Origin of the sequence: Paraburkholderia aspalathi, from assembly GCF_905220735.1 — a bacterium.
In the GTDB taxonomy this organism is placed as follows: Bacteria; Pseudomonadota; Gammaproteobacteria; order Burkholderiales; family Burkholderiaceae; genus Paraburkholderia; species Paraburkholderia aspalathi.
In genome coordinates this window covers 901452-923584 of the sequence record NZ_CAJNBA010000002.1, presented here as the reverse complement: position 1 = coordinate 923584, position 22133 = coordinate 901452, and the positions used below count along the sequence as shown (strand labels likewise).

At 61.9% G+C, this 22133-nt stretch carries 22 protein-coding genes; 15 read left to right on the top strand and 7 right to left on the bottom strand.

The features are described from left to right. Positions 1-50: 50 nt before the first annotated feature. Positions 51-1025, bottom strand: coding sequence for a response regulator (locus tag KHO30_RS14905; protein WP_093642667.1), 975 nt, complete (start codon positions 1023-1025; stop codon positions 51-53). Positions 1026-1700: 675 nt separating this feature from the next. Beyond that, complete coding sequence (locus tag KHO30_RS14900) at positions 1701-2333, bottom strand: CGNR zinc finger domain-containing protein (RefSeq protein WP_211701409.1); 633 nt, start codon at positions 2331-2333, stop codon at positions 1701-1703. Between the two features lie 177 nt (positions 2334-2510). Here KHO30_RS14900 and KHO30_RS14895 point away from each other — a divergent pair, with 177 nt between their 5' ends. The 3 genes from KHO30_RS14895 to KHO30_RS14885 all read left to right on the top strand — a co-directional run bounded on the left by KHO30_RS14895 (position 2511) and on the right by KHO30_RS14885 (position 5008). Then, complete coding sequence (locus tag KHO30_RS14895; RefSeq protein WP_211701408.1) at positions 2511-3209, top strand: alpha/beta fold hydrolase; 699 nt, start codon at positions 2511-2513, stop codon at positions 3207-3209. An 83-nt stretch (positions 3210-3292) separates the two neighbouring features. Further along, entirely contained in the window at positions 3293-4147 is an 855-nt protein-coding gene (locus tag KHO30_RS14890) for an alpha/beta fold hydrolase (protein ID WP_200619974.1), read from the top strand. A gap of 90 nt (positions 4148-4237) precedes the next feature. After that, the gene (locus KHO30_RS14885) at positions 4238-5008 is read left to right on the top strand and encodes an SDR family oxidoreductase (protein ID WP_211701407.1); all 771 of its coding nucleotides are present in this window, start codon (positions 4238-4240) and stop codon (positions 5006-5008) included. 79 nt (positions 5009-5087) lie between these two features. Here KHO30_RS14885 and KHO30_RS14880 read toward each other — a convergent pair whose 3' ends face one another. Continuing rightward, positions 5088-5462: a VOC family protein gene (locus tag KHO30_RS14880; RefSeq protein ID WP_211701406.1), complete on the bottom strand. Its 375-nt coding sequence runs from the start codon at positions 5460-5462 to the stop codon at positions 5088-5090. Positions 5463-5634: 172 nt separating this feature from the next. Between KHO30_RS14880 and KHO30_RS14875 the strand changes: the two genes are divergently transcribed. The 4 genes from KHO30_RS14875 (at position 5635) to KHO30_RS14860 (ending at position 10975) form a co-directional block, all read left to right on the top strand. Beyond that, complete coding sequence (locus KHO30_RS14875) at positions 5635-6327, top strand: NnrU family protein (protein ID WP_211701405.1); 693 nt, start codon at positions 5635-5637, stop codon at positions 6325-6327. 388 nt (positions 6328-6715) lie between these two features. After that, entirely contained in the window at positions 6716-9034 is a 2319-nt protein-coding gene (locus KHO30_RS14870; RefSeq protein ID WP_211701404.1) for a sigma-54 interaction domain-containing protein, read from the top strand. Continuing rightward, positions 9024-10241, top strand: a complete 1218-nt coding sequence (locus KHO30_RS14865) for a DUF917 domain-containing protein (protein WP_211701403.1) — start codon at positions 9024-9026, stop codon at positions 10239-10241. Before KHO30_RS14870 ends, KHO30_RS14865 begins: the two co-directional genes overlap by 11 nt. 8 nt (positions 10242-10249) lie before the next feature. Further along, positions 10250-10975, top strand: a complete 726-nt coding sequence (locus KHO30_RS14860) for an aspartate/glutamate racemase family protein (protein WP_211701824.1) — start codon at positions 10250-10252, stop codon at positions 10973-10975. A 1216-nt stretch (positions 10976-12191) separates the two neighbouring features. On the opposite strand, the gene KHO30_RS14855 is transcribed toward KHO30_RS14860, so the two are convergent. Then, positions 12192-13013, bottom strand: coding sequence for an IclR family transcriptional regulator (locus KHO30_RS14855; protein ID WP_093642697.1), 822 nt, complete (start codon positions 13011-13013; stop codon positions 12192-12194). Positions 13014-13166: 153 nt separating this feature from the next. Between KHO30_RS14855 and KHO30_RS14850 the strand changes: the two genes are divergently transcribed. Genes KHO30_RS14850 through KHO30_RS14835 form a run of 4 tightly spaced genes read left to right on the top strand, consistent with a single transcriptional unit; the run spans position 13167 to position 16652 of the window. After that, positions 13167-13931 (top strand): substrate-binding periplasmic protein, encoded by a 765-nt coding sequence (locus tag KHO30_RS14850; RefSeq protein ID WP_054041519.1) that lies wholly within the window; start codon positions 13167-13169, stop codon positions 13929-13931. 29 nt (positions 13932-13960) lie between these two features. After that, positions 13961-14617, top strand: coding sequence for an amino acid ABC transporter permease (locus tag KHO30_RS14845; protein WP_093642700.1), 657 nt, complete (start codon positions 13961-13963; stop codon positions 14615-14617). Next, positions 14614-15363: an amino acid ABC transporter ATP-binding protein gene (locus KHO30_RS14840; RefSeq protein ID WP_211701402.1), complete on the top strand. Its 750-nt coding sequence runs from the start codon at positions 14614-14616 to the stop codon at positions 15361-15363. The genes KHO30_RS14845 and KHO30_RS14840 overlap by 4 nt, the downstream gene beginning before the upstream one ends. Continuing rightward, positions 15360-16652: an NAD(P)/FAD-dependent oxidoreductase gene (locus KHO30_RS14835; RefSeq protein WP_211701401.1), complete on the top strand. Its 1293-nt coding sequence runs from the start codon at positions 15360-15362 to the stop codon at positions 16650-16652. Before KHO30_RS14840 ends, KHO30_RS14835 begins: the two co-directional genes overlap by 4 nt. 40 nt (positions 16653-16692) lie before the next feature. On the opposite strand, the gene KHO30_RS14830 is transcribed toward KHO30_RS14835, so the two are convergent. Beyond that, the gene (locus KHO30_RS14830) at positions 16693-17571 is read right to left on the bottom strand and encodes a LysR family transcriptional regulator (RefSeq protein ID WP_200619967.1); all 879 of its coding nucleotides are present in this window, start codon (positions 17569-17571) and stop codon (positions 16693-16695) included. Here KHO30_RS14830 and KHO30_RS14825 point away from each other — a divergent pair. Genes KHO30_RS14825 through KHO30_RS14815 form a run of 3 tightly spaced genes read left to right on the top strand, consistent with a single transcriptional unit; the run spans position 17552 to position 19261 of the window. Then, positions 17552-17764: a hypothetical protein gene (locus tag KHO30_RS14825; RefSeq protein WP_200619966.1), complete on the top strand. Its 213-nt coding sequence runs from the start codon at positions 17552-17554 to the stop codon at positions 17762-17764. The genes KHO30_RS14830 and KHO30_RS14825 overlap by 20 nt on opposite strands. Before the next feature lie 10 nt (positions 17765-17774). Beyond that, the gene (locus KHO30_RS14820; protein WP_211701400.1) at positions 17775-18602 is read left to right on the top strand and encodes a pirin family protein; all 828 of its coding nucleotides are present in this window, start codon (positions 17775-17777) and stop codon (positions 18600-18602) included. Positions 18603-18655: 53 nt separating this feature from the next. Further along, positions 18656-19261: an isochorismatase family protein gene (locus KHO30_RS14815; RefSeq protein WP_211701399.1), complete on the top strand. Its 606-nt coding sequence runs from the start codon at positions 18656-18658 to the stop codon at positions 19259-19261. Positions 19262-19345: 84 nt separating this feature from the next. On the opposite strand, the gene KHO30_RS14810 is transcribed toward KHO30_RS14815, so the two are convergent. Further along, positions 19346-19933 carry a HisS family protein gene (locus tag KHO30_RS14810; protein WP_244864034.1) on the bottom strand — a complete coding sequence of 196 codons (588 nt, stop codon included), beginning with the start codon at positions 19931-19933 and terminating at the stop codon, positions 19346-19348. Between the two features lie 283 nt (positions 19934-20216). Next, complete coding sequence (locus KHO30_RS14805; protein WP_200651671.1) at positions 20217-20876, bottom strand: NADPH-dependent F420 reductase; 660 nt, start codon at positions 20874-20876, stop codon at positions 20217-20219. 132 nt (positions 20877-21008) lie between these two features. On the opposite strand from KHO30_RS14805, the gene KHO30_RS14800 reads away from it, so the two are divergent. Continuing rightward, positions 21009-21905 carry a LysR family transcriptional regulator gene (locus KHO30_RS14800; RefSeq protein WP_211701397.1) on the top strand — a complete coding sequence of 299 codons (897 nt, stop codon included), beginning with the start codon at positions 21009-21011 and terminating at the stop codon, positions 21903-21905. Positions 21906-22133: the final 228 nt, after the last annotated feature.

Here is a 22133-nt window from a genome sequence, read left to right as displayed (position 1 = left end):
TCGGTCTATTCCGGCAGGTTCATAGCGGACTATGCGAAGGGGCCGATCCTTCATGAGTGGGTCTGCTGCATCCGGCCGCTGCGCCATTGCGAAAATGTCTGCGTGCTCAGACCCACGTCGGCAGAATCGATTCGGCTCCAGCAATAGAAAGCGTCGTCCCAACCCGGGATGGATTGCGGCGTGACCGTTTTGTAGTTCGTACCGGGACGATAGGCCAGGTACGGCCAGAAAATCGGCATCGACTCGCGTACCGCCATCCGCCGCAACAGATCCGCCGGCCCGCTCTCATCCGCCACAATTTCCGCCTGGGCGATCCAGTCGTTCTCAGCCCAGGCAAGGAAAACACTCGGGTTGCCCGCCCGGTCGAACATCAGGATGGCATTCTGCTCCGGACGCCAGTAATACTCGACGATGTTTTCGGCGGCAACCACCGCGTCGATGGCCTTGCTCGTTCGCGGATCGCAATAGGTCAGGCCGTTTTCGCCCAGCCCCAACCAGCCTGCCTCCGAACAATGCCGGTTTCTGGCATCTTTCAAAAAATGAACCAGTCGGTTAGCCGAATCCGCGTCCGTCTTTCTCAGATACAGATCGACGATGCCGGCATTGAAGGCTTTTACCGCGACGGTCTCATCCGCAACGCCGGTCAGGAGCACCTTCGCACAACGCAAATTGGATATGGACGAAAGGAATTCGACGCCGCTGAGTCCGGGCATGTCGTAATCCACAACAACCGCGGCCACCTCCGAAAATCGGGCATTCCGGGCCAGGACGTCCCGCTCGGCCGAGGTTTCGACGAACCGTTCCAGACCGACCTCGCTCAAACCGGCCGACGCCGGCGCAAACACCAGCGAATGCTCGCGAGCATGTTTGCGGATGAAAGCAAGTGCAGTTTGGGGCCGAGTGAAAAACAGATTGGTTGAAACATCCGGAAAGAATCGGCGCAATGCATCGAGGTAGCTGTCGCTGTCGTCCACGAAAACGACGGATGCCGGATAGGAAACAGGGGGTCGAATAAAATTGTTCATGTTTATACGTGGAATATGCGGCGCGTTTCACACCGGCTTACACGCCGGCTTCTCTCACGCTGGCTCCCGGGCCGATTCCCGCTGAACCATATAGTACCGGGGTCTTTGCATGAACAGTGCAAACTTGCGCGGCCTTTCCGTCAGAGTATGCGAATGGAATAATTAATCTTAATCGGGTCGAGCTGATTATTCTGCCGCAATCAAGCCCGGAACTGGCGTTGTCTGAGTCCGGAATTGACCACGATGCTGCGTCAGTTTCCTTCGCTTGCACCGAGCGCCGACTTCGCGCAAAGAAAAACACCCGCGACTATTTCAGCAAGCATCGTGCCGCCCGGCAAGCCACGGAGAAGTGTGGGCCACTGCACATACGCGAGTAATTCGTTCTTCCGGAAACCAACTGGCGGCAACCTTCCCTGCTACGCTTCGCTGCATTGCCTGTTTGCGGGTACGAGAGCGAGCCTACGTAGCCGTCACCCCGATCTCCCGCCTGATTCACCGACTGTCGCGCCGCCGGCATGGTGACTGCGCGCAGCCGGCGGATTCATTTGACTTGCGCGGAGAACGAAGCGGTGTTCCATCAAAAGGTTCATACGCGACCCGAATCGGCCGAGGCGGCGTCGACTCAGACATTGACCCGACGTGCGTTGCTGTGTGATGCGGCTTTGGCCGCGAAAGCTAGCTGTTCTCCTGCTCCTTGATCCGCTTGCGGTGAGCCGCGACTTTCGCCCGGTTGCCGCAGATCGCCATGCTGCACCACCGGCGCGCGTGCCCACGCGTGTGATCCGCAAACAGCAACGTGCATTTGGGGCCTTCGCACGCTTTCACGTACGTGAAGTCCTCTTCACACACCAGCTTCGCCAACGCCTCGGCGATGGGCATCAGTAACGACTCCGCCGACTGCCAGCGCCGCTTCGCCCGAAGCTCAAAGCCTGCCGCGCCGCCCGAGGTGTTCGGAACGATTTCGCCATGCTGCTGGTCGCGCTCGAGCAGTCGATTCAAGGGTTCGATCTCGCGTAAATCTTTGGCAGCAAGCGGCCGCCCTTTCCTCTTTCGCACAAATCCCCTGAACCACTCGCGCAATTCGCGCGCACGTGCCGCAACGTCGTCGAGTTCGGCCGGCGTCGAGCGGGTCCGTATATCCGTGAGCGCCGCGGGCGGCACGAACCCGGTCTGCTCCAGCCAGGCGAGCAGATCTTCTCCATCGCCGATCCAGTCGACCGGCTCATCCACCGGCGTCGCGATCGAGTTCAGGAAATCCAGACCGGGCGCATCGGCCACGAGGATCGCGGGCATCTGACGGTAGTCCATTTCTCATGACGAATATGAAGTGACGATGGATGCAGTGTAACTACTAAAAATGCACTTGACAAGTTACACACCCAGTTTGTAACCTGTAAAAGTACGTTTTATAGGTTACACAACGCACAACTCGACGCGATGAACGTGCATCACAAGTAGCACCCCATTCCTTCAAAGGAGCGAGAAATGTCTATTGGCAATGTGAGCGCGGTGCTTGTGCACGGCGCGTGGGCAGATGGATCAAGCTGGAGCAAGGTCGTCGAACGCCTGAAGGCACACGGCATCAACGCTGTTGCGGCGCCGTTGCCGCTGACCTCTTTGCATGACGACGTGGCCGCCCTCAACAGAACGCTGGAGCGCATTGAAGGCCCGGTTGTTCTTGCCGGGCATGCGTACGCCGGCGCAGTCATCGGCTCGACGCGCGCCGACAACGTGAAAGCGTTGGTCTACGTCGCCGCGCTTGCGCCAGCCGAAGGCGAAACGGTGGGCGATGTGTTCTACCGCGGCGGCGAAGTGCATCCGCTGGCGCCCAAACTGTCACCGGATCAGCATGGCCTGATCTGGCTGCCCGAAGAGGCATTCGTAGCAGCGTTCGCGCAGAACGCCACGGTGCAGGAATTGACGGTGCTCGGTGCGGTTCAACGTCCCATTTCAGTCTCGTGCATTGGCGAGCCGGTCGGGCGCCCACTCTGGACCGACCGGCCGAGCTGGTTCCTGAGCGCGGAGCAGGATCGGATGATCAGTCCCGACACGCAACATTTCATGGCACAGCGCATGAAGGCGCGCGTGCATTCACACCAGGTCGATCACACGCCTATCGTCACAGCCCCTGACGTCGTCACCGACATGATCGTCGAAGCAGTTCAAGCCGTCTCGGCACGCTAGGGATTACTCAAACCTGTCATGCCGACAGGCGTTCTTCTCGCCTGCCATTTCGAACGCGCCTCTACCCAACCGGGAGTCAACTCATGTCCGCCATTTCCTATCGTTACGCTGACGTCGACCACATCAAGGTGTTCTATCGCGAAGCGGGTCGCCCGACCGCGCCGAAACTGCTCCTCCTCCACGGTTTTCCGAGCTCGAGCCACATGTTTCGGGACCTGATCCCGTTACTGGCTGAGCACTTCCATATCGTCGCGCCCGATCTGCCTGGTTTCGGCCAGTCGGACATGCCGAGCCGCGATGCCTTCACGTACACGTTCGACAACATCGCCACCGTGATCGAACGCTTCACCGAGCAGATCGGTTTCGACCGCTTTGCCATGTACGTATTCGACTACGGCGCGCCGACCGGCTTCCGGCTTGCACTCAGGCATCCCGAGCGGATCGCGGCGATCATCTCGCAGAACGGTAACGCGTATGAAGAAGGCCTGAGCGAAGGCTGGAATCCGATTCGCGCTTACTGGCAGGATCCGTCACAAGCCAATCGCGAGGCGCTTCGCGCGATGCTGACGCACGACGCGACCATGTGGCAGTACAGGCATGGCGTGCAAGACACGGCGTCCGTATCGCCAGACGGCTACTCGCTTGATGAGTTCTATCTGAGCCGCCCGGGCGCGCACGAGATCCAGCTCGATCTGTTTGGCGACTACCGGAACAATGTCGCGTTGTATCCCGCATTCCAGCAGTACTTCCGCAGCCACCAGCCCCCGTTCCTCGCTGTGTGGGGAAAGAACGATCCGTTTTTCCTGCCGCCCGGCGCCGAGGCGTTCAAGCGCGACATCCCGAATGCCGAGGTGCGCTTTTTCGATACCGGCCACTTCGCGCTGGAAACGCATGCGGCAGAGATCGCCGCGGCTATTTCCGGTTTTCTGATTCGCTGACAGACGAACGCAGCGTGGTGGTTGTCCATTGAGTCGCTGGTTTAGCGACTCATCGGGTCCAGTTCAGTTCAGGAATGAAGGAGAAAGGAAATGTCGAACAAAGTAGCAATCGTTACAGGTGCGAGCCAGGGTATCGGCCGTTCAGCCGCGATCAGATTGGCGCGAGACTTTGCGTCGGTGGTGGTGGTTGCGCGCAATCGTGAGAACCTCGCCCAGACCGCTGACGAAGTCAGAAAGGCCGGCGCAAAAGCGCTTCCAATCGACCTCGATCTGTCAGATCCGGAAGCCGCACAGAAGGTGGTGGATCAGACGCTGTCGGCGTTCGGCCAGATCGACGCATTACTCAACATCGCGGGCGCGGTACCGCAGATTGATGTCTTCGAAATGAGCGACGATCAATGGGACCGCGGCTTCGCGTTGAAGCTGCACGGCGCGCGGCGCTTGACGATCGCGGCATGGCCGTCGTTGAAGAAAACCTCAGGATCGGTTGTGCTGATGTCGGGTAACTCGGCGCTGTTTCCCAAAGCACCCTACGCCGCCGTCGGCACGATCAACGCGGCGATTGTGGCGCTGGCGAAGGCTTTTTCGGACCGTGGGATTGCAGACGGCGTGCAGGTCAACAGCGTGCTGCCCGGCCCGGTGATGACCGGCCGGCGGCAATCCTACCTGGAGCATTGGGCGCCGCTCCACAACATGACGGTCGAAGAAGCGACGGCGCGCTTTCCTGTCGAAGCGGGAATCGCTCGGTATGGCACCCCCGAAGAGATCGCCGAGCTGATGGCGTTCATCGTGTCGCCCGCCGCACACTGGATGACAGGCTCGACGCTGAGGATGGATGGCGGCGAGGTCAAGTCGATCTGAACAGCCATCAACCTGACCGTTCGCAGCGAGGCCCGAAGCGGACGCGCGCCTGGCCTCGCGAGTCCGCTCGATGGAAGGCTTAGGCCTCGGGCTGGTGGCAAACCAGTTCGATGTTGTGCCCGTCCGGACCAATCACAAAAGCTGCATAGTAGTTCGCGTGGTAATGCGGGCGCAGACCCGGCGCACCATTGTCTTTGGCACCCGCTTCCAGCGCCGCGCGATAGAAAGCTTCGACTTGCTGGCGATTGTCGGCCGTAAACGCCAGGTGAAGATGCGCCGGCTTCTCATCAGTTTGGTACAGGCACAAAGAAGCCTTGCCCGGCGGGCTAAGCTCGACGCCGTACGTCGGCGGCCCCTCCCCGACAACCGCTACGCCGATCGGTTCGAGTGCCTTGAGGAAGAACGCTTTGCTCGCTGCATAGTCGCTCACTCCGAATTTGACGTGGTCGAACATGGGCTCTCCTGAAGTGTGTGGGCCTGCGTAAGGCCGGACGTGATTTAGAGATCTCCGCGATGTTGCCACATGCAGCCACAAGAAGGGAAAGCGCAAAGGAGTAATCTTCGGTACTGGAAATCGAACACGCGCAGTACGGTCAGCCAGCGATATAACGTGAGGAGCCGGGCCAATGGGAAGCACCAGCGCAGTTGCGGCGGCGGCAGTCGCCTTCGTGGGGAGTCACTTTGTTTTATCCCATCCGCTGCGCAGGCGGCTGGTCAGCACGATTGGCGAAACGGGGTTCCTGGGCGTCTATTCGCTGGTGGCGTTCGCGACGCTTGGTTGGTTGATCGCCGCCTACCTGAAGGCGCCTTTGACGGCACCACTATGGCAGGCAGGAGACGGGATCTGGGCGGTTGCAACCGTGGTCATGCTGATAGCATCGATCCTCCTGATGGGCTCTCTGATTCGCAACCCGGCGCTGCCCACCGGTGGCCGGCCCGCTGCATTCCCGGCAGCGGCGCTCGGCGTGTACGCAGTGACTCGCCACCCGATGATGTGGTCGTTCGTACTGTGGGGGCTGTGTCACATCGCTGTGTTTCCGGTGGCCAAGAGCAACATCGTTGCGACGGCGATCGTCGTTCTCGCGCTCGTCGGCGCCGCCTTGCAGGACCGGAAGAAAGAGCAGCTTCAGCCCGATCTCTGGCCTGAGTGGGAGTCGAAGACGAGCTACCTGCCGTTCGCGGCGATCGCCGCTGGCCGTGCGCGGCTGGGCGGCTTCGGCTTGCATGCATTGTTGGGCGGTTTCGTTATGTGGCTCGTCGCGACCTGGGCTCATATGCCGCTCACGGGGTGGGCCGCGGGCATCTGGCGCTGGCTGTAAACGCAGCCTCCAATCTTCACACTCACCTTTCATTCGATGAGCCCGGCACGGCACCCGGGACACGTTTCATTCCCCGCTGATATTTACATTCCCCGCTGATACTTTCATTTCTACGGCCACTGCCGCCGTAGAGTACCCATCCGCTTGCCCACCCTCGCAGCACACTGCAATGCAATCCGCAATCGCGTTGTTGCGAGGGTTATTTTCGAAAAGACAACATCGGCAACAAGCCGTCATACTCTGTCTCTTTATTACGGTGGACGGATTCGACCACGCAATTGGACAAACTGGCCAGACGCCAGACCGATTTGCATGACCGTCCGCCCCGTCTTTTCGACGGTAATTTCCGCGTTGCGCAACACGCGGATCAAGTGGAGCGTATTTTGTAATGAGTTACACCCCTGACGTTCCGTTCGCTCACGACAAGGCTGATTCCGGCGCCTTCGTAGGCGGCGCGCCAGCGTTTCGCCAACTGGTCCGCATGATCGATCGGGTTGCCCCCACCGATCATCCCTTGCTCATTTTTGGGCCGACTGGTTCAGGCAAGGAACTGGTCGCTCGCCGTGTGCACGCACACAGCCTGCGTCAGGATCAACCCTTCGTCGACGTCAACTGCGGCGCGATTCCAGAGAACCTCGTCGAAGCCGAATTGTTCGGCCACGTTAAAGGCGCCTTCACCGGCGCGGGCGAAAACCGCCAGGGACTTTTCCAGCAGGTCGGCAAGGGCACGCTGCTGCTCGATGAAATCGGCGAACTGCCGCTCGCGCTGCAACCCAAACTGCTGCGCGTACTTGAAACGCGAACTTTCCGTCCGATTGGTTCGTCAACCAGTCTGCATTTCGCAGGACGCGTGGTTGCCTCGACTCACCGCGACCTGCGCGAACTCGCACGCGAAGGGCTCTTCCGCGAGGACCTTTTCTACCGGCTCGCGGTCTTCGTGCTGGCCGTGCCCGGACTCGAACAGCGCGTCGAGGACATCCCCGCGCTTGTCACCCACTTCGCGTCGCAGCACACGCGTCGTCTGGAGTTTTCGCCGGCCGCCGTTCGCCGGCTTGCCCAGCACGCATGGCCGGGCCACATCCGGCAATTGCGCAACCTGATCAGCCAGTTGAGCGTGCTCGCCGAGAACACGAACATCGACGTCGACTCGCTCGAGCCGTTTCTCGCCAACGAAACCGGCGGACCGGTGTCGCGCGCCAGCCTCGCCGACATGCTGCTGCAACTCGAAGGGCGCGACAAACTCGCCGCCGCCGAAGACCTTTTGATCGACCGCGCGCTCGAGCGGACCGGGCGCAACAAGAGTGCGGCAGCCACCCTGTTGGGCGTAGGCCGCAAGACAATCGAGCGGCGTCTGAAGTCGCGCGAGGAACATCACCGTGAAGCGCGCAAGTGTCTCGAACATGCGAGCGCGCTGATCGAGGAATCGAAGTTCGCCGAAGCCATTCCGCCGTTGCGCCGCTGCCTCGACCTGCTGCAAACGCCGCACGAACAGGAGGCCGCGAGCCGTCTTCAGTTCGACGCCTACCGCTTGCTCGGCATGAGCCTGCGTAGCGTGCACGGCTGGCTGTACGCGGAGGCCACCGCTTGCTACGCCGCCGCGCTGGCCGTCGGCGAAGGCGTCTGTACCCCCGCCGAAATCGCCGCGATCCAGTTCGGCGTCTGGACCACGCAGCTGACGACGCTGCAACTCAAGCAGGCGCGCGCAACCGCGCAGAACATGCTGGAGCGCGCGCAGAACGGCGGTGACCGGGTGTCGCTCGACGAAGCTCACGTCGCAATGACGAACACTCTCTTCTGGCTCGGCGACAGCGAAGAAGCCCTCGCCTGTCTCGCGCGCGGCAACCTGCTTGGCGTGGCGCGCGACGACACCCGTACCGGCTCGCAAGGGATCGATCTCGCCAGTCTCGCGTTGACTTTCGAAGGACTCGCGGCCTACCAGATCGGCGCCTTCGGACAGGCGCGGCGCGCCATGGAAATGTTGATCCTGCGCGCCTCCGAGCCAGGCGCGCACGCGTTCGCTCATGCCGTCAACCTTCAGGGCGCCTCCTGGCTCGCCTGCCTGTTCGAAGACATGGACCGACTGGGGCACCTCGCGAGCGAACTCGAGTCGGTCTCGATCGCGAACGGCTTCGCGTTCTACCGGGGCGTCGGGCAGGTCCTTCGCGCCTGCCACCTCAGTGCGCTCGGCCATTCCGATGAAGCGGAAACTGTCATGCTCGACGGCTACGATAATCACGTCGTTTGCAACGGCGGTGCGCTGTTCTATTCCTTCATGGCATGGCAGCACGGCGAGCTGCTGCTGCGCGCCGGCCGCGCGAAAACCTGCGAGACGATGCTCGCCGCCGCGATCGACGAGACCCTCGCGCGTCAGGAACGTGTCTACCTGGGCGAATTGCTGGTTACCCGGGCGCGGGCGCAGTGGGCACTCGGCGAGGTGAACGCGGCGGAACTGGGTCTGCGTACCGCGTTGTCCACCGCGCTTGCGTTTGGTTCGGTGCCGGCGCGCGTGGACGCCGCGCGTTATCTCGCTGATCTGTTGCGCGCCACCGGCCGCATCGCCGAAGCAATCGACATCCTCGAGCGCGGTTTGCGTTCGCTGACGACTGATTCAACCACGCGTGTCACCAGCGCCATGAGTTTGCTCGCCGAACTCCAGCGCGAAGTTTCTATCGACGTCTATACGAAAGGAATAACAAATGGCCTATGAGTTACGCAAGGAAGACCTGGAACCGCTGCTGCTAGGGGCCGCGTTCTTTGGCAGCGGTGGCGGCGGCACAATCGAATCCGCGCGGCATCTGGCTGCGCATTTTGTCCCCGGCGATTACTACTCGACCGACACGATCAAGGTTGTGTCCGTCGAAGAAGCCACCGAAGGCGCGGCGGTCATGGTCGCCTATCTCGGTGCGCCCGAAGCGATCAATTCAGCCATCTACCCGCTCGGGCCGGTGACGGCTGTGCAGAATGTCCAGGCCCGGCTCGCATCGCAGTCCACCAGGCTCGCCTATGTGATGCCGCCGGAAAGCGGCGCGCTGGGCTTCACGGTGGCGGCGCTCGTGGCGGCAAAGCTCGGCCTCGCGGTCATCGACGCTGACGGAGCCGGCCGCGCCGTTCCCTCGCTGCCGATGCTCACCTTCGCGGCCGCCGAAATCGATCCGCGCCCGGCGTTCCTCGTGAGCCAGGGCGGCCTGTGCGTCGAACTCGACGTGACGCCGCGCGACAGCAACCACGGCGGTCCGACTCATCAACGCGACGTGTCGGCGATCGTCGAGCAGATGATGCGTCCGGTCGTCGCCGATCCCGAGTTCGGCCAGTTCGGCGGCCTCGCGATGTGGGTCATGACGCCGGCCGATATCGGCCGCGCGACGCCCATTCGCGGCACGTTGAAACGCGCGCTGGACCTCGGGCGCGCGGTGCAGGCCGGCCAGATCGGCAGCGCCCAGCAGATGATCGGCTATCTCGACGAACGCTGCGGGCTCGCCGCGCGCGCTATCTCGGAGCCGGGCGAGCTGGTCTCGGCCGAAGTCGACACGAGCGGCGGCTTCGACGTCGGCAAGATTCGCATTCAGGCCGGCCAGCATACCTACACGGTGATGTACCAGAACGAGTCGCTGCTCGCGTGGGACAGCGCGAGTCCGCAGCCGATCGTGCTGTCGCCGGACAGCGTCGCCTATTTCGTCGGCGGCGAAGGCCAGTCGATCTACAGCAACGGCGACCTCGTGCAGGATGACGGTTCGCTGAACCCGGCAATCGGCAAGCGCCCCGTCACGCTGATTGCCTGGCGTGCCGAAGCCGAACTGCGCAAGCCCGGTCTGATTCTCGACAGCTTCATGCAGCTGCTGAACTCGCTCGGCTATCTCGGGCCGTATGTGCCGCTGGAATCGCTCCCCTCCACGACCAGGGGAAACCTGTCTTGAACACGCCTTTGAATCCCACTCTGCGCATCTGTGTGCTCGTGCCCGTCGCCACGTCGCAATACAACGAACGCATCCTGAAGGCGATCGCTCCGGTCGTGCCGCCGGACGTCAAGGTCGAGATCCGCAACATCACGCAGGGGCACCCCGATATCGAGAACCGCACGAACTGGCTGCAGAACGGCATGCCGGTGGTCGAACTTGCGCAAGCAATCGCAAACGACGGTTTCGATGGTATCTGGCTGACCGACTTCGATATGTGCGGCGTTGAAGCCGCGCGCGAGGTGATCGACATTCCGATCATCGGCGGCTTTCCCGCTACGGCCTTCACAGCGCTCGCGCTTAGCCAGCGCTTCTCGATCGTCACGATCCTGCAAAGCACGCTCGCGATGCAGCGCGGTCATCCGCAGACCTATGGCATCCAGGACTCGTTCGCGTCGATCCGTGCGATCAATTGCCCCGTCGCGCAACTCGACGACGTCGATGTGGTGGTCATTCGCACCTTCGAAGCGGCACTGAAGGCGATCAAGAAGGACGGCGCGCAGTCCATTCTGCTCGGGTGTACAGGTTTCGTGGACGTCGCGAGCCGCGTCTCCCAGTTGCTCACCAAGGAACTGGGCGCCTATGTGCCGGTGATCGATCCGAATCAGGCCGGGTTCAGCTTCCTCGTGTCATTGGTGCGTATGCAGGTGCGCCCCAGCCGGTTGACCTATAGCAAGGTCAGCCTCCAGTCGTAAGCAGCACTGCCTTCCCTGCCTGTCTGTCCATCCGGCGCGGCGCGCCATTGCCGCGCCGCGCCGGATGTCCTCGCCTCAATCAGCCTCTCCCCCACACGCCTTCCTGCCGACTCGCCGGGTTCGTCGTCATACGGACGAATTAGTCCTTCGATGCGCCACGATTTGCCGATTGGACGAAATCGTCCACTTCCAGGCGTGCGCATGGACGAGACTGTCCAATGCCGCGACTGAAACGTTTCGACATTCCCGTTGCCATGCGGCTTCGCAGCATGGCACATTGATTGCTTATATACGGTTGATGGCCGCCACCGACCGATAAAAACGACCACCAAGGCTGCAGTAGTACCCAGAACGTGCAATAAACCTGCCAGACAAGCCGGGAAGCCTGAGGGACCAAAAAAGATCGCGCGCTGCAATGTGTTCGACGCACCGACGTCTGGCGACGTCCTGTTTGTTTGCGGATCGCCGACGTTGCTGATCGAGGGATCGCCGTGAATCGTCACGACCCTGCGGTTAGTGATCCGAACCATGTTTGACGCGCGATCAACGCCAACGATACCAAGTCGCTGGCGGCAGTTTGAGAGAGGGCTGTGCTGTTGTTGTAGCTGTAACTGTTGTGTGTCGGCCCGCGGCAACCGAATACTTCCGTAGAGAAGATCGTTGCAATGCGTAAAACCGACATGGTGGAATCCGCCTGGCTATGCATCAGGCGGGCCGCTCCGAGGTTCGGCCGTCGTTGCCTCCCTTTGCGGGGACAAGCAGCGGCGGCCCGCCCTTTTAATTTGTCCGCGTCAATCGCGGCACATCGACCGATCCTGCGTGAAGCACGTTGCGGCACTCACGCACCCGGCCACCCCCCAGGTTTTTCCGGATAGCCAGGTAAGCGGTCTTTTTGCGTTGCGTTGCATTGCATTACCGCGCAGTCCACCGCGCGGACGAGAATCTGCTTTAGAAGCCCTGAGCGGTGTCAGATAGTTAGCGACGTCGCGAACGGACCAGACTGGCCATCCACGGGGAAATCGAACAATGCACCACCATCTTTTCGAAAGCGAACTCGTTCATCTTGAACGCGTAGTGGCATGCGCGCCGCAAAAACCTTTTCCGCCGACCTACTGGCGCGACCGCGTCGAACATCTGAAAAATTCCCCGCAGGCGCCGATGTATCGCCATCGTATTGCACGCCTATCCCGCCTTGTGGGCGAACTGCACGGATAGGTCAACCCAGCGTCCTGATCGAATTGCTGATGCCACGCGCGCAATCGATCACCGCGGGTGCGAGGCGCTGCTCGGCATCGGCTAGCGTCCAGCGACTGGTCGGCGCGACCACGTGCACCGACGCCACGGGTCTTCTTTCACCATCCAGCACCGGCGCCGCAATCGTCATGTCACCGATGAACAGTTCCTCACGGTTCGACGTATAACCCCTGCGGCGCGCTTCCCCGAGCAGCGCTTCGATCTCGCCGATGTCCGTCACCGTGTACTGCGTATGCGCGACACGGTCGTTCGCCTCGAGCAGCGTGCGCACTTCGTCGTCCGGCAGCGCGCTCAGATAGGCGCGGCCTGATGCCGTGCAGTACATCGGAATGCGGCTGCCTATCGGCATGTGAATCGGCACGAACTTCATGCAGACAAAACGCGCGACGTACAGCATCTCGGCGCCGTCCGGCTCGGTCAAGCTGGTCGTCTCGCCCGTCACGTTCGTGAGCTCGGAAAGGAACGGGTTGGCCACGTCGATGAGCGTATCCGCCGCGAGATAGTTGAAGCCAATCTGCACGACACGCGGGGTCAGCTGATAGCGCTTCGTGCGGGGATGTTTGCGCACGTAACCGAGCTTCTCCAGCGTGTAAATCATCCGCTGCGCCGAACTCTTCGTGATCGAAGTCGCCTCCGCCACTTCCGGCAGGCTCATGGTCCGGCGTTGCGCGCTGAATGCGCGCAGCACTGCGATGCCTTTTTCCAGCGATTGATTGAAGAGCGCGTCCGGCACTTCGCCCGGCGCTTCGCTCTCGCTTGCCTGCTCCACTCCTTTGCCGCTCATGGAAATACCCAATGGTGATCGTGATGCATTGACGTTAGCATATCGAATATCGATACGCAAATAATGTTATTCGATATTTTTGACTCGAATATGATGAAGTCAAACCAGTCACCGATTCCTCAATCGTAGTCCGTCACCGTCGTGGAGAATCTCATGATCCAGTTAGTCAAGCGCATCGCCGGCGCAGCCGTCGCGCTGTTGGTCCTCGCAGCAACGCCGGCCATGGCGGCCGCCGAGCCTGAGTACACGGTCGGCGCGACGGCCACCGGCGTGCCGTTCACCTTCCTCGACGTGAAAAGCAACTCGATCCAGGGTCTGCTGGTCGATGCGATCACCGCAACCGGCAAGGCCGCCGGTTTCGACGTGAAGGTGGAACAGACCACCTTCTCCGCGCTGATCCCGTCGCTCACCACGAAGAAGATCGACGTGATCTCCGCCGCCATGCTGAAGACGCCGGCCCGCGAGCAGGTCGTCGACTTCTCCGACACGGTCTATTCGTATGGCGAAGGTCTGATCGTGCGCGCCGACGACAAGGGCAAGTACACGTCGATGGACGATCTCAAGGGCGAAGTGGTCGGCGCGCAAGTGGGCACCGCCTTCGTCGACGCGCTGAACAAGAAAGGCATCTTCAAGGAAGTGCGCACGTACGACTCGGTCGCCGACATCATGCGCGACGTCGCGCTCGGCCGCATCAAGGCGGGCTTCGGCGACCATCCGATCATCGCGTACCAGTTGCAGAAGAACCCGAACCCGCAGTTGCGGCTCGTCGACGGTTATCAGCCGAGCGTGAAGGGCCAACTGTGCTTCGTGGTGCGCAAGGGCGATAACGCGACGCTGGAGAAGCTGAACGCCGGCATCCGCAAGATCAAGGCAGACGGCACGCTCACGCAGATCATCAAGAAGTGGCAGGTGGAATGACGCGGCTCGCTGCCTGAGGAGATCACGTCATGTTCATCCAGAATGCGCTCGACTTCCTGCCGATCCTGCTGAAAGGCGCGGTCGTCACCGTCGAGATTACCTTCTGCGCGTTCGTTCTCAGTACGCTCCTCGGCCTCGTGCTGGCGCTGATGCGCGTGTCGTCGAACAAGGTGCTCTCGAACGCAGCGGCCACGTTCATCAACGTGATTCGCGGCCTGCCGATCATCGTGCAGCTGTTCTACATCTACTTCGTGCTGCCCGATCTCGGCGTGCAGTTGAGCGCGTTCCAGGCGGGTTTCATTGGGCTAGGCGTTGCCTACTCGGCGTATCAGGCGGAAAACTTCCGCGCCGGCATTCAGGCAATCGACCACGGCCAGATCGAAGCCGCGCAATCCATCGGCATGCGTAGCCCGCTGATCATGCGCCGCGTGATCCTGCCGCAAGCGTTTCGAATCGCCCTGCCGCCGTATGGCAACACGCTCGTGATGATGCTGAAGGACTCGTCGCTGGCCTCGACCATTACCGTCGCGGAAATGACGCGCGCCGGCCAGCTGATTGCGTCGTCGACGTTCCAGAACATGACGGTATTCACGCTCGTCGCGCTGCTCTATCTCGCACTCAGCCTGCCGCTCGTCTACGGCTTGCGGCGCCTTGAGCGCCGTCTCGGTCAGAAGGGAAAGCGATGATCGAAGTTCAATCCATTCACAAACGCTTCCACGATCAGGAAGTGCTCAAGGGCGTCAGCCTCAACGTCGAGGCCGGCCAGGTCGTCTGTCTGATTGGACCGTCGGGCTCGGGCAAGTCGACGCTCCTGCGCTGCATCAACGGTCTCGAAACCTATGACGCAGGCACGATCACCGTTGAAGGCGCGCGCGTCGACGCCAGGTCGAAGCACATCCATGAGTTGCGCACGCAGGTCGGCATGGTGTTTCAGCGCTTCAATCTGTTTCCGCATCGCACGGCGCTGGAGAACGTCTGCGAAGGGCCGCTCTATGTGAAAAAGGAAGCGGGTGATGCGGCGCGCGAGAAAGCGCGGCATTTGCTCGACAAGGTTGGCCTCGCGCACCGGATGGACGCGTATCCAGCGGAACTCTCGGGTGGCCAGCAACAGCGCGTCGCCATCGCGCGTGCACTGGCGATGGAGCCGAAAGCGATTCTGTTCGACGAACCAACTTCCGCGCTCGATCCGGAACTCGTCGGCGAAGTGCTCGGCGTAATGCGGCAACTCGCGAACGACGGCATGACGATGATCGTCGTCACGCATGAGATGGGCTTCGCGCGCGAAGTGGCCGATCGTGTGTGCTTTCTGTACGACGGCACCATTTGCGAGGAAGGCGCGGCAGCCGATCTGCTCGAGCGGCCGACTCATCCACGCACGCGCGATTTTCTGCGCCGCATGCTCATGCCCACGTCGAACGGAATCGCGCAATGAAGTCAGTAGAAGCCGGTCAGCCGTTGCCGCCGTCGCTCTGGGCTACCACCGCTGAGGCCACGGTGCGCACGCCGCCGCTCGATGTATCGAAGCGTGTTCAGGTGGCAATTGTGGGCGCGGGTTACACGGGCTTATCCACGGCGCTGCATTTGAGCGAACTCGGTGTGGACGTCTGCGTGATCGATGCGAACGAGCCGGGCTGGGGCGCATCGGGACGCAATGGCGGACAGGTGATCCCGGGTCTCAAGTACGACCCCGACGAACTCTTGCGCCGGTTTGGCCCGGAGGATGGCGACGCGCTTGTCAGGATGGCGGGCGGCGCAGCCGACACGGTGTTCGATCTGATCGAGCGCCACGGCATCGCATGCGATGCGACACGCGCGGGCTGGATTCAGCCGACACATTCGACCAGGCTGCTCGATACGCTGCATGCGCGGGCGCGCCAGTGGGAATCGCGCGGCGCGCGCGTCGAGTTACTTGATCGCGCGCAGATTGCGCAGCGGCTCGGCACGGAGGCGTTTGTCGGGGGATGGGTGGACCGCCGCGCGGGCAGCGTGCAACCGCTCAGCTACGCGCGTGGACTTGCGCGCGCTGCCCTCGCGCGTGGCGTGGCGATTCACGGCACGACGGTCGCGAGCCGTCTCGAACAGCGCGCCGATGGATGGCGCATTCACACGGCTCACGGACCGGCCATCGACGCGCGTCAGGTCCTGCTTGCAACCAATGGATACAGCGATTCGCTGTGGCCGGGGATCGCGCAGTCGGTGATCGCGGCGAACAGCTTCATCGTGGCGACGAAGCCGCTCGCCGCAAGCATCAGCGCAAGCATACTGCCTGGCCGCGAAGTGGCGTCCGATTCGCGGCGCTTGCTGCTGTACTTCCGGCGCGATAGCGAAGGCCGCCTGTTGATCGGCGGCCGCGGACCTTTTCGCGAGCCACGCGGCGCGGCGGACTGGGCGCACCTCGAACGCGCCGCCAGATTGTTGTACCCGCAACTGGTGGACGTCGAGTACGAGTATCGCTGGGCCGGACGCATCGCCATCACGCGGGATTTCCTGCCGCATGTTCATCTGCCCGCAGCGGGATTGACGATCGCGTTAGGCTACAACGGCCGCGGGATCGCGATGGCCACGACGCTCGGCAAGCACCTCGCCGCGCATCTGGCAGGCGCGGCGCGTGGACTGCCGTTGCCGCCGACATCGATCCGGCGGATCCCGCTGCATGCGCTTCAGCGTTTTTATATCAGCGCGGGGGTTGCGTGGTATGGATTGCTCGATGCGATGAGTTAGAGCGAACGTTGGGGATGTGGCCGGCCATGCTCCGGCCGATTCACGCCCCCAGATGCTCACGCAAGAACTCGATAAAACGTTGTGTCTTCGCGGGCAGCAACCGCGTCTCGGTGATGGCGTAGACGGGAACAGACGGCGCTTGCCACGCTGGCATCACCCGATGCAACAGCCCGGCGGCGACATCATCGGCCGCGATTTCTTCAGGCAGCACGGCAATGCCGAGATCGAGCGTCGCCAGTCGCCGGATCATGCCGACGCTGTTAAGCAAAAACCGGCCGCCTACTGCAATCTCGACCGTTTCCTTTCCCCGATGAAGACTCCATCCGGCGACTTCCGCCGGCTTGAGACGCAAGCACTCGTGCCGCAAGAGATCGGCCGGCTCACCTGGCTCACCATAAAGTTCGACATAGCGCGGCGATGCATAGAGATACCGCGGCAAACGAGCGAGCTGTCGCGCGATCAGATTCGAGCTCGGCGGCTCGCCCATGCGAATCGCGACATCGACGGGCTCGGTGACCAGATCGACGCGACGCGGCGTGAGGTCAAACTCGAAGCTGATGCCCGGATAGCGCCGGGCGAATTCCGCGAGCAAAGGCGCGAGAAAAATATTCGCGAAATCGACCGGCAACGACGCGTGTAACACGCCAACTGGCTGCGCCAGCATCTCACCGAGCTGCTCGTGCGCAAGCCGCGCCTCTTCCACGATGCGCCTCGCGCGTTCGAAGTAGAGCTGACCGGCTTCGGTCGGCTCGATCTTGCGCGTAGTCCGATGCAGAAGGCGCAATCCGATTGCCTTCTCCAGTGCACTGATCCGGCGCGACAGCGTCGAGTTGGGCACCCCGATTGCCTCGGCCGCGCGGCGAAAGCTCTTCGCCTTGACCACCTCGACGAACAGCGCCATGTCGTTCAGAAACTCCACCTCACTGCTCCAAAAATGGCTCAATGATTTCCATTTTGCCATCTTTATCCCACCTACGGTTTTCCGGATGATGACCACATCTGATGAACACATCACCACTGAGGAGCACAAGATGCGTCAGCTTTTCACCCACGTCGCCCTGTTCGGCGCAAGCGTCGATCACTTCGCGCCGAGTGCGGCCGGTAACGTCTGAGGACCGGGCCATGTCAACCGCCATCGCCCGCATGCAGCGCGCCAATCGGGGAAGCCATTTCCGCGCGTACCGCCTGCATGGTTCCGATCCCTCGCAACTCGATCCCTTCATGGGTATCGACCACGCCTGGATGAGTGCGCCCACCTTCCCGCCGCATCCGCACGCCGGCTTCTCCGCGGTGACCTACCTGTTCCTCGACTCGGAGACAGGCATTGCCAACCGCGATTCGCTCGGTAACAGCACGCTGATCGAACCGGGCGGCCTGCATTGGACTGCTGCAGGACGGGGTGTGGTCCATGAAGAAAATCCCGCAGTGCTGGGGAGTACCACTCACCTGCTGCAAATCTTCGTCAATCTCCCGCAGGCAAAGCAGGATGCGGCGCCGTTCGCGCTGAGCCTCGCCCCTGAGGACGTGCCGGTGGTGGAGCGCCCCGGTGTTCGGGTCCGCGTTCCATTGGGCAGTTTTGACGGCGTGCGCTCCCCGCTGACACCGCCGACGCAGGTCACCTTGCTGGACATCACGCTGGAGGCCGGCGCTGAGCTGGCGCTGCCGGTGGCCGCGGGCGAGCGCGCCTTCTTCATGCCGATCCACGGCCGCGCGGAACTCGATGGCGAAGGCTTCGGCCTCGACGACCTCGGTGCCCCGATCCTGCCGGCCGCGGCCGACACGACGACGCACAAGCTAGCAGCCATTGCTGGCGGCGCGAGGGTCGCCGTGTTCATCGGCGAACCGCTGCACCAGCCTGTGCTTTCAAACGGACCTATGGCTTTTGCGAGCGAGGAGAGCCTGATCGCGGCAACCGCCGCTTACCACCGTGGCGAGATGGGAAGGCTCTAACAAGCCTCCACGAACCTGGGGCACGCGCCCCATCACTACTTAGGAGCTACATCATGAAGGTTGAACGATTCACTGCCGACAACACCGCCTTGCTGCTGATCGATCATCAGGTCGGCACGATGCAACTGATCAAGAACATCGACCGCGAACTCGCTGCGAAACAGTCGATTGCGCTGGCCAAGATGGCGAAGATTCTCAATCTGCCGGTCGTGATCACGTCCAGTCAGGAAGACCGTGCCCAAGGGCCGATTCTTCCGGAAATCGCCGCGATTCTGCCCGAAGCGCACGCGGCGCGAATCAAGCGCCCCGGCGTCGTCAACGCATGGGCCTATCCCGACTTCCGCGATGCGGTGCTCGCCACGGGACGCAAGAACCTGATCATGGCCGGCGTGACCACCGACGTTTGCCTGATCTTCCCCGCAATCGACGCTGCGCTCGAAGGCTTTGGCGTGCAGGCAGTGATGGATGCTTCAGGATCGCCTAGCGATCTTTCCGAAGAGTTTTCGCGTCAACGGATGCACGATGCGGGCGTGGTGCTCACCGCCACCAACACGCTCATGGCGGAAATCGCGCAGGACTGGTCCACCCCTGCGGGACAACAGCTGATCACGTTGCTGTTCACCGATGTGTTCCCGGCTCTTGGCGCCGGCATCGCTTAAATTCGCAGCCACATCCGGTTGACTGAAGCGCATGGCGCTTCAGTCAACAGATCGGCTCGTGTTGATCAATCTCTACACGGCCTTCTACGCTAGCCCTTGAGCCACCATCGCAAGCAGCAACCGTTCTGCGCCGATGCCGAAACCCGCGCCTTCCCGATACGCCCCACCACCGACGATCTGCTGTTGCGCGCCGAGTTCGGTGCAGCGCATCTCGAAGCCCATGCCGTTCAGGTAATAGCTAAGACCGCGCCGCGCCGAACTGTCGATTTCGTAACGCAGTCCGATCGAATCCAGAAAACCCGCGACTATCTCCTGGCTGCGCAGGTTGGCCCGTTGCGGATCGGGGCAAAGATATTCGAAGCCGAGTTGCGAGAATTCGCGGTATCGGCCTGCCTGAGGCCGCTCATACCGATAGCACCGCGCGACATAGAACAGCATGCGCTCCGTCTGCAGTCCCAGTAATTCCTTGCAGCGCTCCTGGAAGAGCGCGGTCGCTTCCGGGATCAGACAGCAGGGTCTGCCTTTCTTGTCCGGGAAAGCCCACATCTGCCCAATGACCTCACTGCCACCGGCTTTCTGGATAAAGGTGTCTTGTCCCCACAGCGCGGGAACGATCGCCTCCTCTGCCCCGGCTTCAATGAAGGTAGCTCCGGAAGCGATTTTCGAGTGCACGAATCTGTGCGGCTTCGGTTCCGACGATAAAACGGGTTCCACGGATCATGGTCATATCTGGTCTCTTGTGCGTAGAAATAAAAAAAGGCGCCCTTGGGCGCCTTGGTCGTTGGTGCATGAACGGGATCAGTGAAGTCCCGATTCCCTGCTATGGACGTAACGAACCACGGCGCAACAGCATGCGGCCGTGATGGTGGTGAAAGTTGAACAGTACGTTACGGGATTCCATGGAGGGCATAGTCGCACATCGATTTAATTTTGGGAACACATCGCCACGCGCTACTCAATGCCGCCACGATCCATGCGGCAACTCGACGTCCCGCTGCGCCGCCGCCAATCCTTCGACGATGCCCGCGCGATCCAGTGGAATGCAATAGACCGGCTTCGCACGCTCGAAACGCCAACTGTCGGTGAGCGCGCCGGCATCGACTGGATCGAAGCCGAACTGATCGAGAAGCTCGCGCACAACGTGTTTGGCCTGCTCGTCATCGCTGGCGAACGGCAAAGCCCGGCGATTCGACGCATCGGCAGGCTTGCCGTCCGTTTCGAGGTCCCTCGCCAGAATCGCGTTGAAGGCCTTGACCACTTTCGCACCCGGCAACGCGGCGGCCAGCATCTGACTGGTGGTCGTCGAGCGACTGTCGAGCGCCTCGATGTGGCCGTCGCGGTCGGGATAGTAGTTGCACGTGTCGATCACAATCTTGCCGTCGAGTGCCGCAACCGGCAGCGCGCCAATGTTGCTGAAGGGCACGGTCACCACCACCACGTCACCGAACTTCGCCGCCTCTTCAGCCGTGCCGAGCGCACAGCCAAGCACTGCGGCCGTGCTGATCAAGGTTCGCGGATCACGGGAATTACTGATCATCACTTCGTGACCATGGTTCTTCGCGACGATCGCCATCGCGCGGCCGAGAAAACCGGCGCCGAGAATGCCTATCTTCATGTTTCACACTCCTGTTTATCCGCAGATCGCCCGGCTGAGCGCCCGCCCAGCGGTGAGAAGCACTATGATTCAAAACTTCAACCGGATAAACGGGCATAGTTTGATGGCTGTCGAAACCAGTAGTGGTGAATCATGGATCGTTTGACCAGCATGGCCGTGTTCGTGAAAACGGCCGACAGCGGCTCGTTCGCCGCGGCCGCGCTCGCCTTCGGTATCTCCGCGCAGATGGCCGGCAAGCATGTCAGCACGCTGGAGGAGCGCGTGGGCGCGCGTTTGCTTAACCGGACCACGCGCCGCCAGAGCCTCACGGAGATCGGCCAGATTTTCTACGAGCGTTGCAAGGCGCTGCTGGCGGATGCCGACGCGGCTGAATCCGTTGCGCAGGAGCTGTCTGCCTCGCCGCGCGGGCGTTTGCGCATCACGGCGCCGGTGACTTTCGGCGTCTGCTGTCTCGCGCCGATGATCACGCGTTACCTGAAGGCCAATCCCGAGGTACGGGTCGAGTTGGCGCTGACCGACCGCTTCGTCGATCTGATCGACGAAGGCTATGAAGCCGCGATCCGTCTCGGCTCGCTGTCGGATTCGTCGTTGATCGCGCGGCAGTTGATGCCGTACCGGCTGGTTGCCTGCGCGTCGCCCGGCTACGTGGCCGAGCGCGGCGAGCCGCAGACGCCGCAAGCGCTGGCGCAGCACGAGTGCCTGAGCTTCGTCTATACGAGCCTGCCGGTTGACACCGCATGGCGTTTCACTGATGCCGAGGGCGAACATGTGGTGCCGATCTCGGGCCGCTTTCAGGCCAACGACGTGAAAGCGCTGCTGGCCGCGGCCCTCAATGGCGGCGGCGTGATCCTCGCGCCCGAAGTGGCGGTGAAGGACGAACTTGCCGCGGGCAGGCTGGTACGTCTGCTGAACGACTACGAAGCGCCCGCACGCCCTATGCATCTGGTGTTTCCGGCCAGCCGCGCCACCCCGAAACTGCGCGCGTTTATCGATCAGGTGGTGGCCGAATTCGGGCCGCACGCCGCGTGAAACGGGCCGCCGTGCACATCCGGAAGAGCGCCTCCACCACCCGCCAATCTCCACCCATTAGCCGCTAGAATTCCCGCCTTTGCCCGCGTCGGGCCCGCGACAAGGCAAAATACTGGTTTTGCGCGCGCAAAACGCGCCGCGAATCCGGATGAATCAGACCTCGGCGGCAGGCTTGCCGCCGACCCTCGCCATGACGCATGACGACGGCCGCCCAGCACGCCAATCAGG

What these genes read in the sequence shown, in the direction of transcription:
- KHO30_RS14885 (WP_211701407.1), top strand. Translation starts at nt 4,238, where the DNA reads ATGTCGAACAAAGTAGCAATCGTTACAGGTGCGAGCCAGGGTATCGGC.
- KHO30_RS14820 (WP_211701400.1), top strand. Translation starts at nt 17,775, where the DNA reads ATGTCAACCGCCATCGCCCGCATGCAGCGCGCCAATCGGGGAAGCCAT.
- KHO30_RS14865 (WP_211701403.1), top strand. Translation starts at nt 9,024, where the DNA reads ATGGCCTATGAGTTACGCAAGGAAGACCTGGAACCGCTGCTGCTAGGG.
- KHO30_RS14890 (WP_200619974.1), top strand. Translation starts at nt 3,293, where the DNA reads ATGTCCGCCATTTCCTATCGTTACGCTGACGTCGACCACATCAAGGTG.
- KHO30_RS14870 (WP_211701404.1), top strand. Translation starts at nt 6,716, where the DNA reads ATGAGTTACACCCCTGACGTTCCGTTCGCTCACGACAAGGCTGATTCC.
- KHO30_RS14805 (WP_200651671.1), bottom strand. Translation starts at nt 20,876, where the DNA reads ATGAAGATAGGCATTCTCGGCGCCGGTTTTCTCGGCCGCGCGATGGCG.
- KHO30_RS14900 (WP_211701409.1), bottom strand. Translation starts at nt 2,333, where the DNA reads ATGGACTACCGTCAGATGCCCGCGATCCTCGTGGCCGATGCGCCCGGT.
- KHO30_RS14845 (WP_093642700.1), top strand. Translation starts at nt 13,961, where the DNA reads ATGTTCATCCAGAATGCGCTCGACTTCCTGCCGATCCTGCTGAAAGGC.
- KHO30_RS14815 (WP_211701399.1), top strand. Translation starts at nt 18,656, where the DNA reads ATGAAGGTTGAACGATTCACTGCCGACAACACCGCCTTGCTGCTGATC.
- KHO30_RS14905 (WP_093642667.1), bottom strand. Translation starts at nt 1,025, where the DNA reads ATGAACAATTTTATTCGACCCCCTGTTTCCTATCCGGCATCCGTCGTT.
- KHO30_RS14835 (WP_211701401.1), top strand. Translation starts at nt 15,360, where the DNA reads ATGAAGTCAGTAGAAGCCGGTCAGCCGTTGCCGCCGTCGCTCTGGGCT.
- KHO30_RS14850 (WP_054041519.1), top strand. Translation starts at nt 13,167, where the DNA reads ATGATCCAGTTAGTCAAGCGCATCGCCGGCGCAGCCGTCGCGCTGTTG.
- KHO30_RS14825 (WP_200619966.1), top strand. Translation starts at nt 17,552, where the DNA reads ATGTCGTTCAGAAACTCCACCTCACTGCTCCAAAAATGGCTCAATGAT.
- KHO30_RS14895 (WP_211701408.1), top strand. Translation starts at nt 2,511, where the DNA reads ATGTCTATTGGCAATGTGAGCGCGGTGCTTGTGCACGGCGCGTGGGCA.
- KHO30_RS14800 (WP_211701397.1), top strand. Translation starts at nt 21,009, where the DNA reads ATGGATCGTTTGACCAGCATGGCCGTGTTCGTGAAAACGGCCGACAGC.
- KHO30_RS14875 (WP_211701405.1), top strand. Translation starts at nt 5,635, where the DNA reads ATGGGAAGCACCAGCGCAGTTGCGGCGGCGGCAGTCGCCTTCGTGGGG.
- KHO30_RS14840 (WP_211701402.1), top strand. Translation starts at nt 14,614, where the DNA reads ATGATCGAAGTTCAATCCATTCACAAACGCTTCCACGATCAGGAAGTG.
- KHO30_RS14880 (WP_211701406.1), bottom strand. Translation starts at nt 5,462, where the DNA reads ATGTTCGACCACGTCAAATTCGGAGTGAGCGACTATGCAGCGAGCAAA.
- KHO30_RS14855 (WP_093642697.1), bottom strand. Translation starts at nt 13,013, where the DNA reads ATGAGCGGCAAAGGAGTGGAGCAGGCAAGCGAGAGCGAAGCGCCGGGC.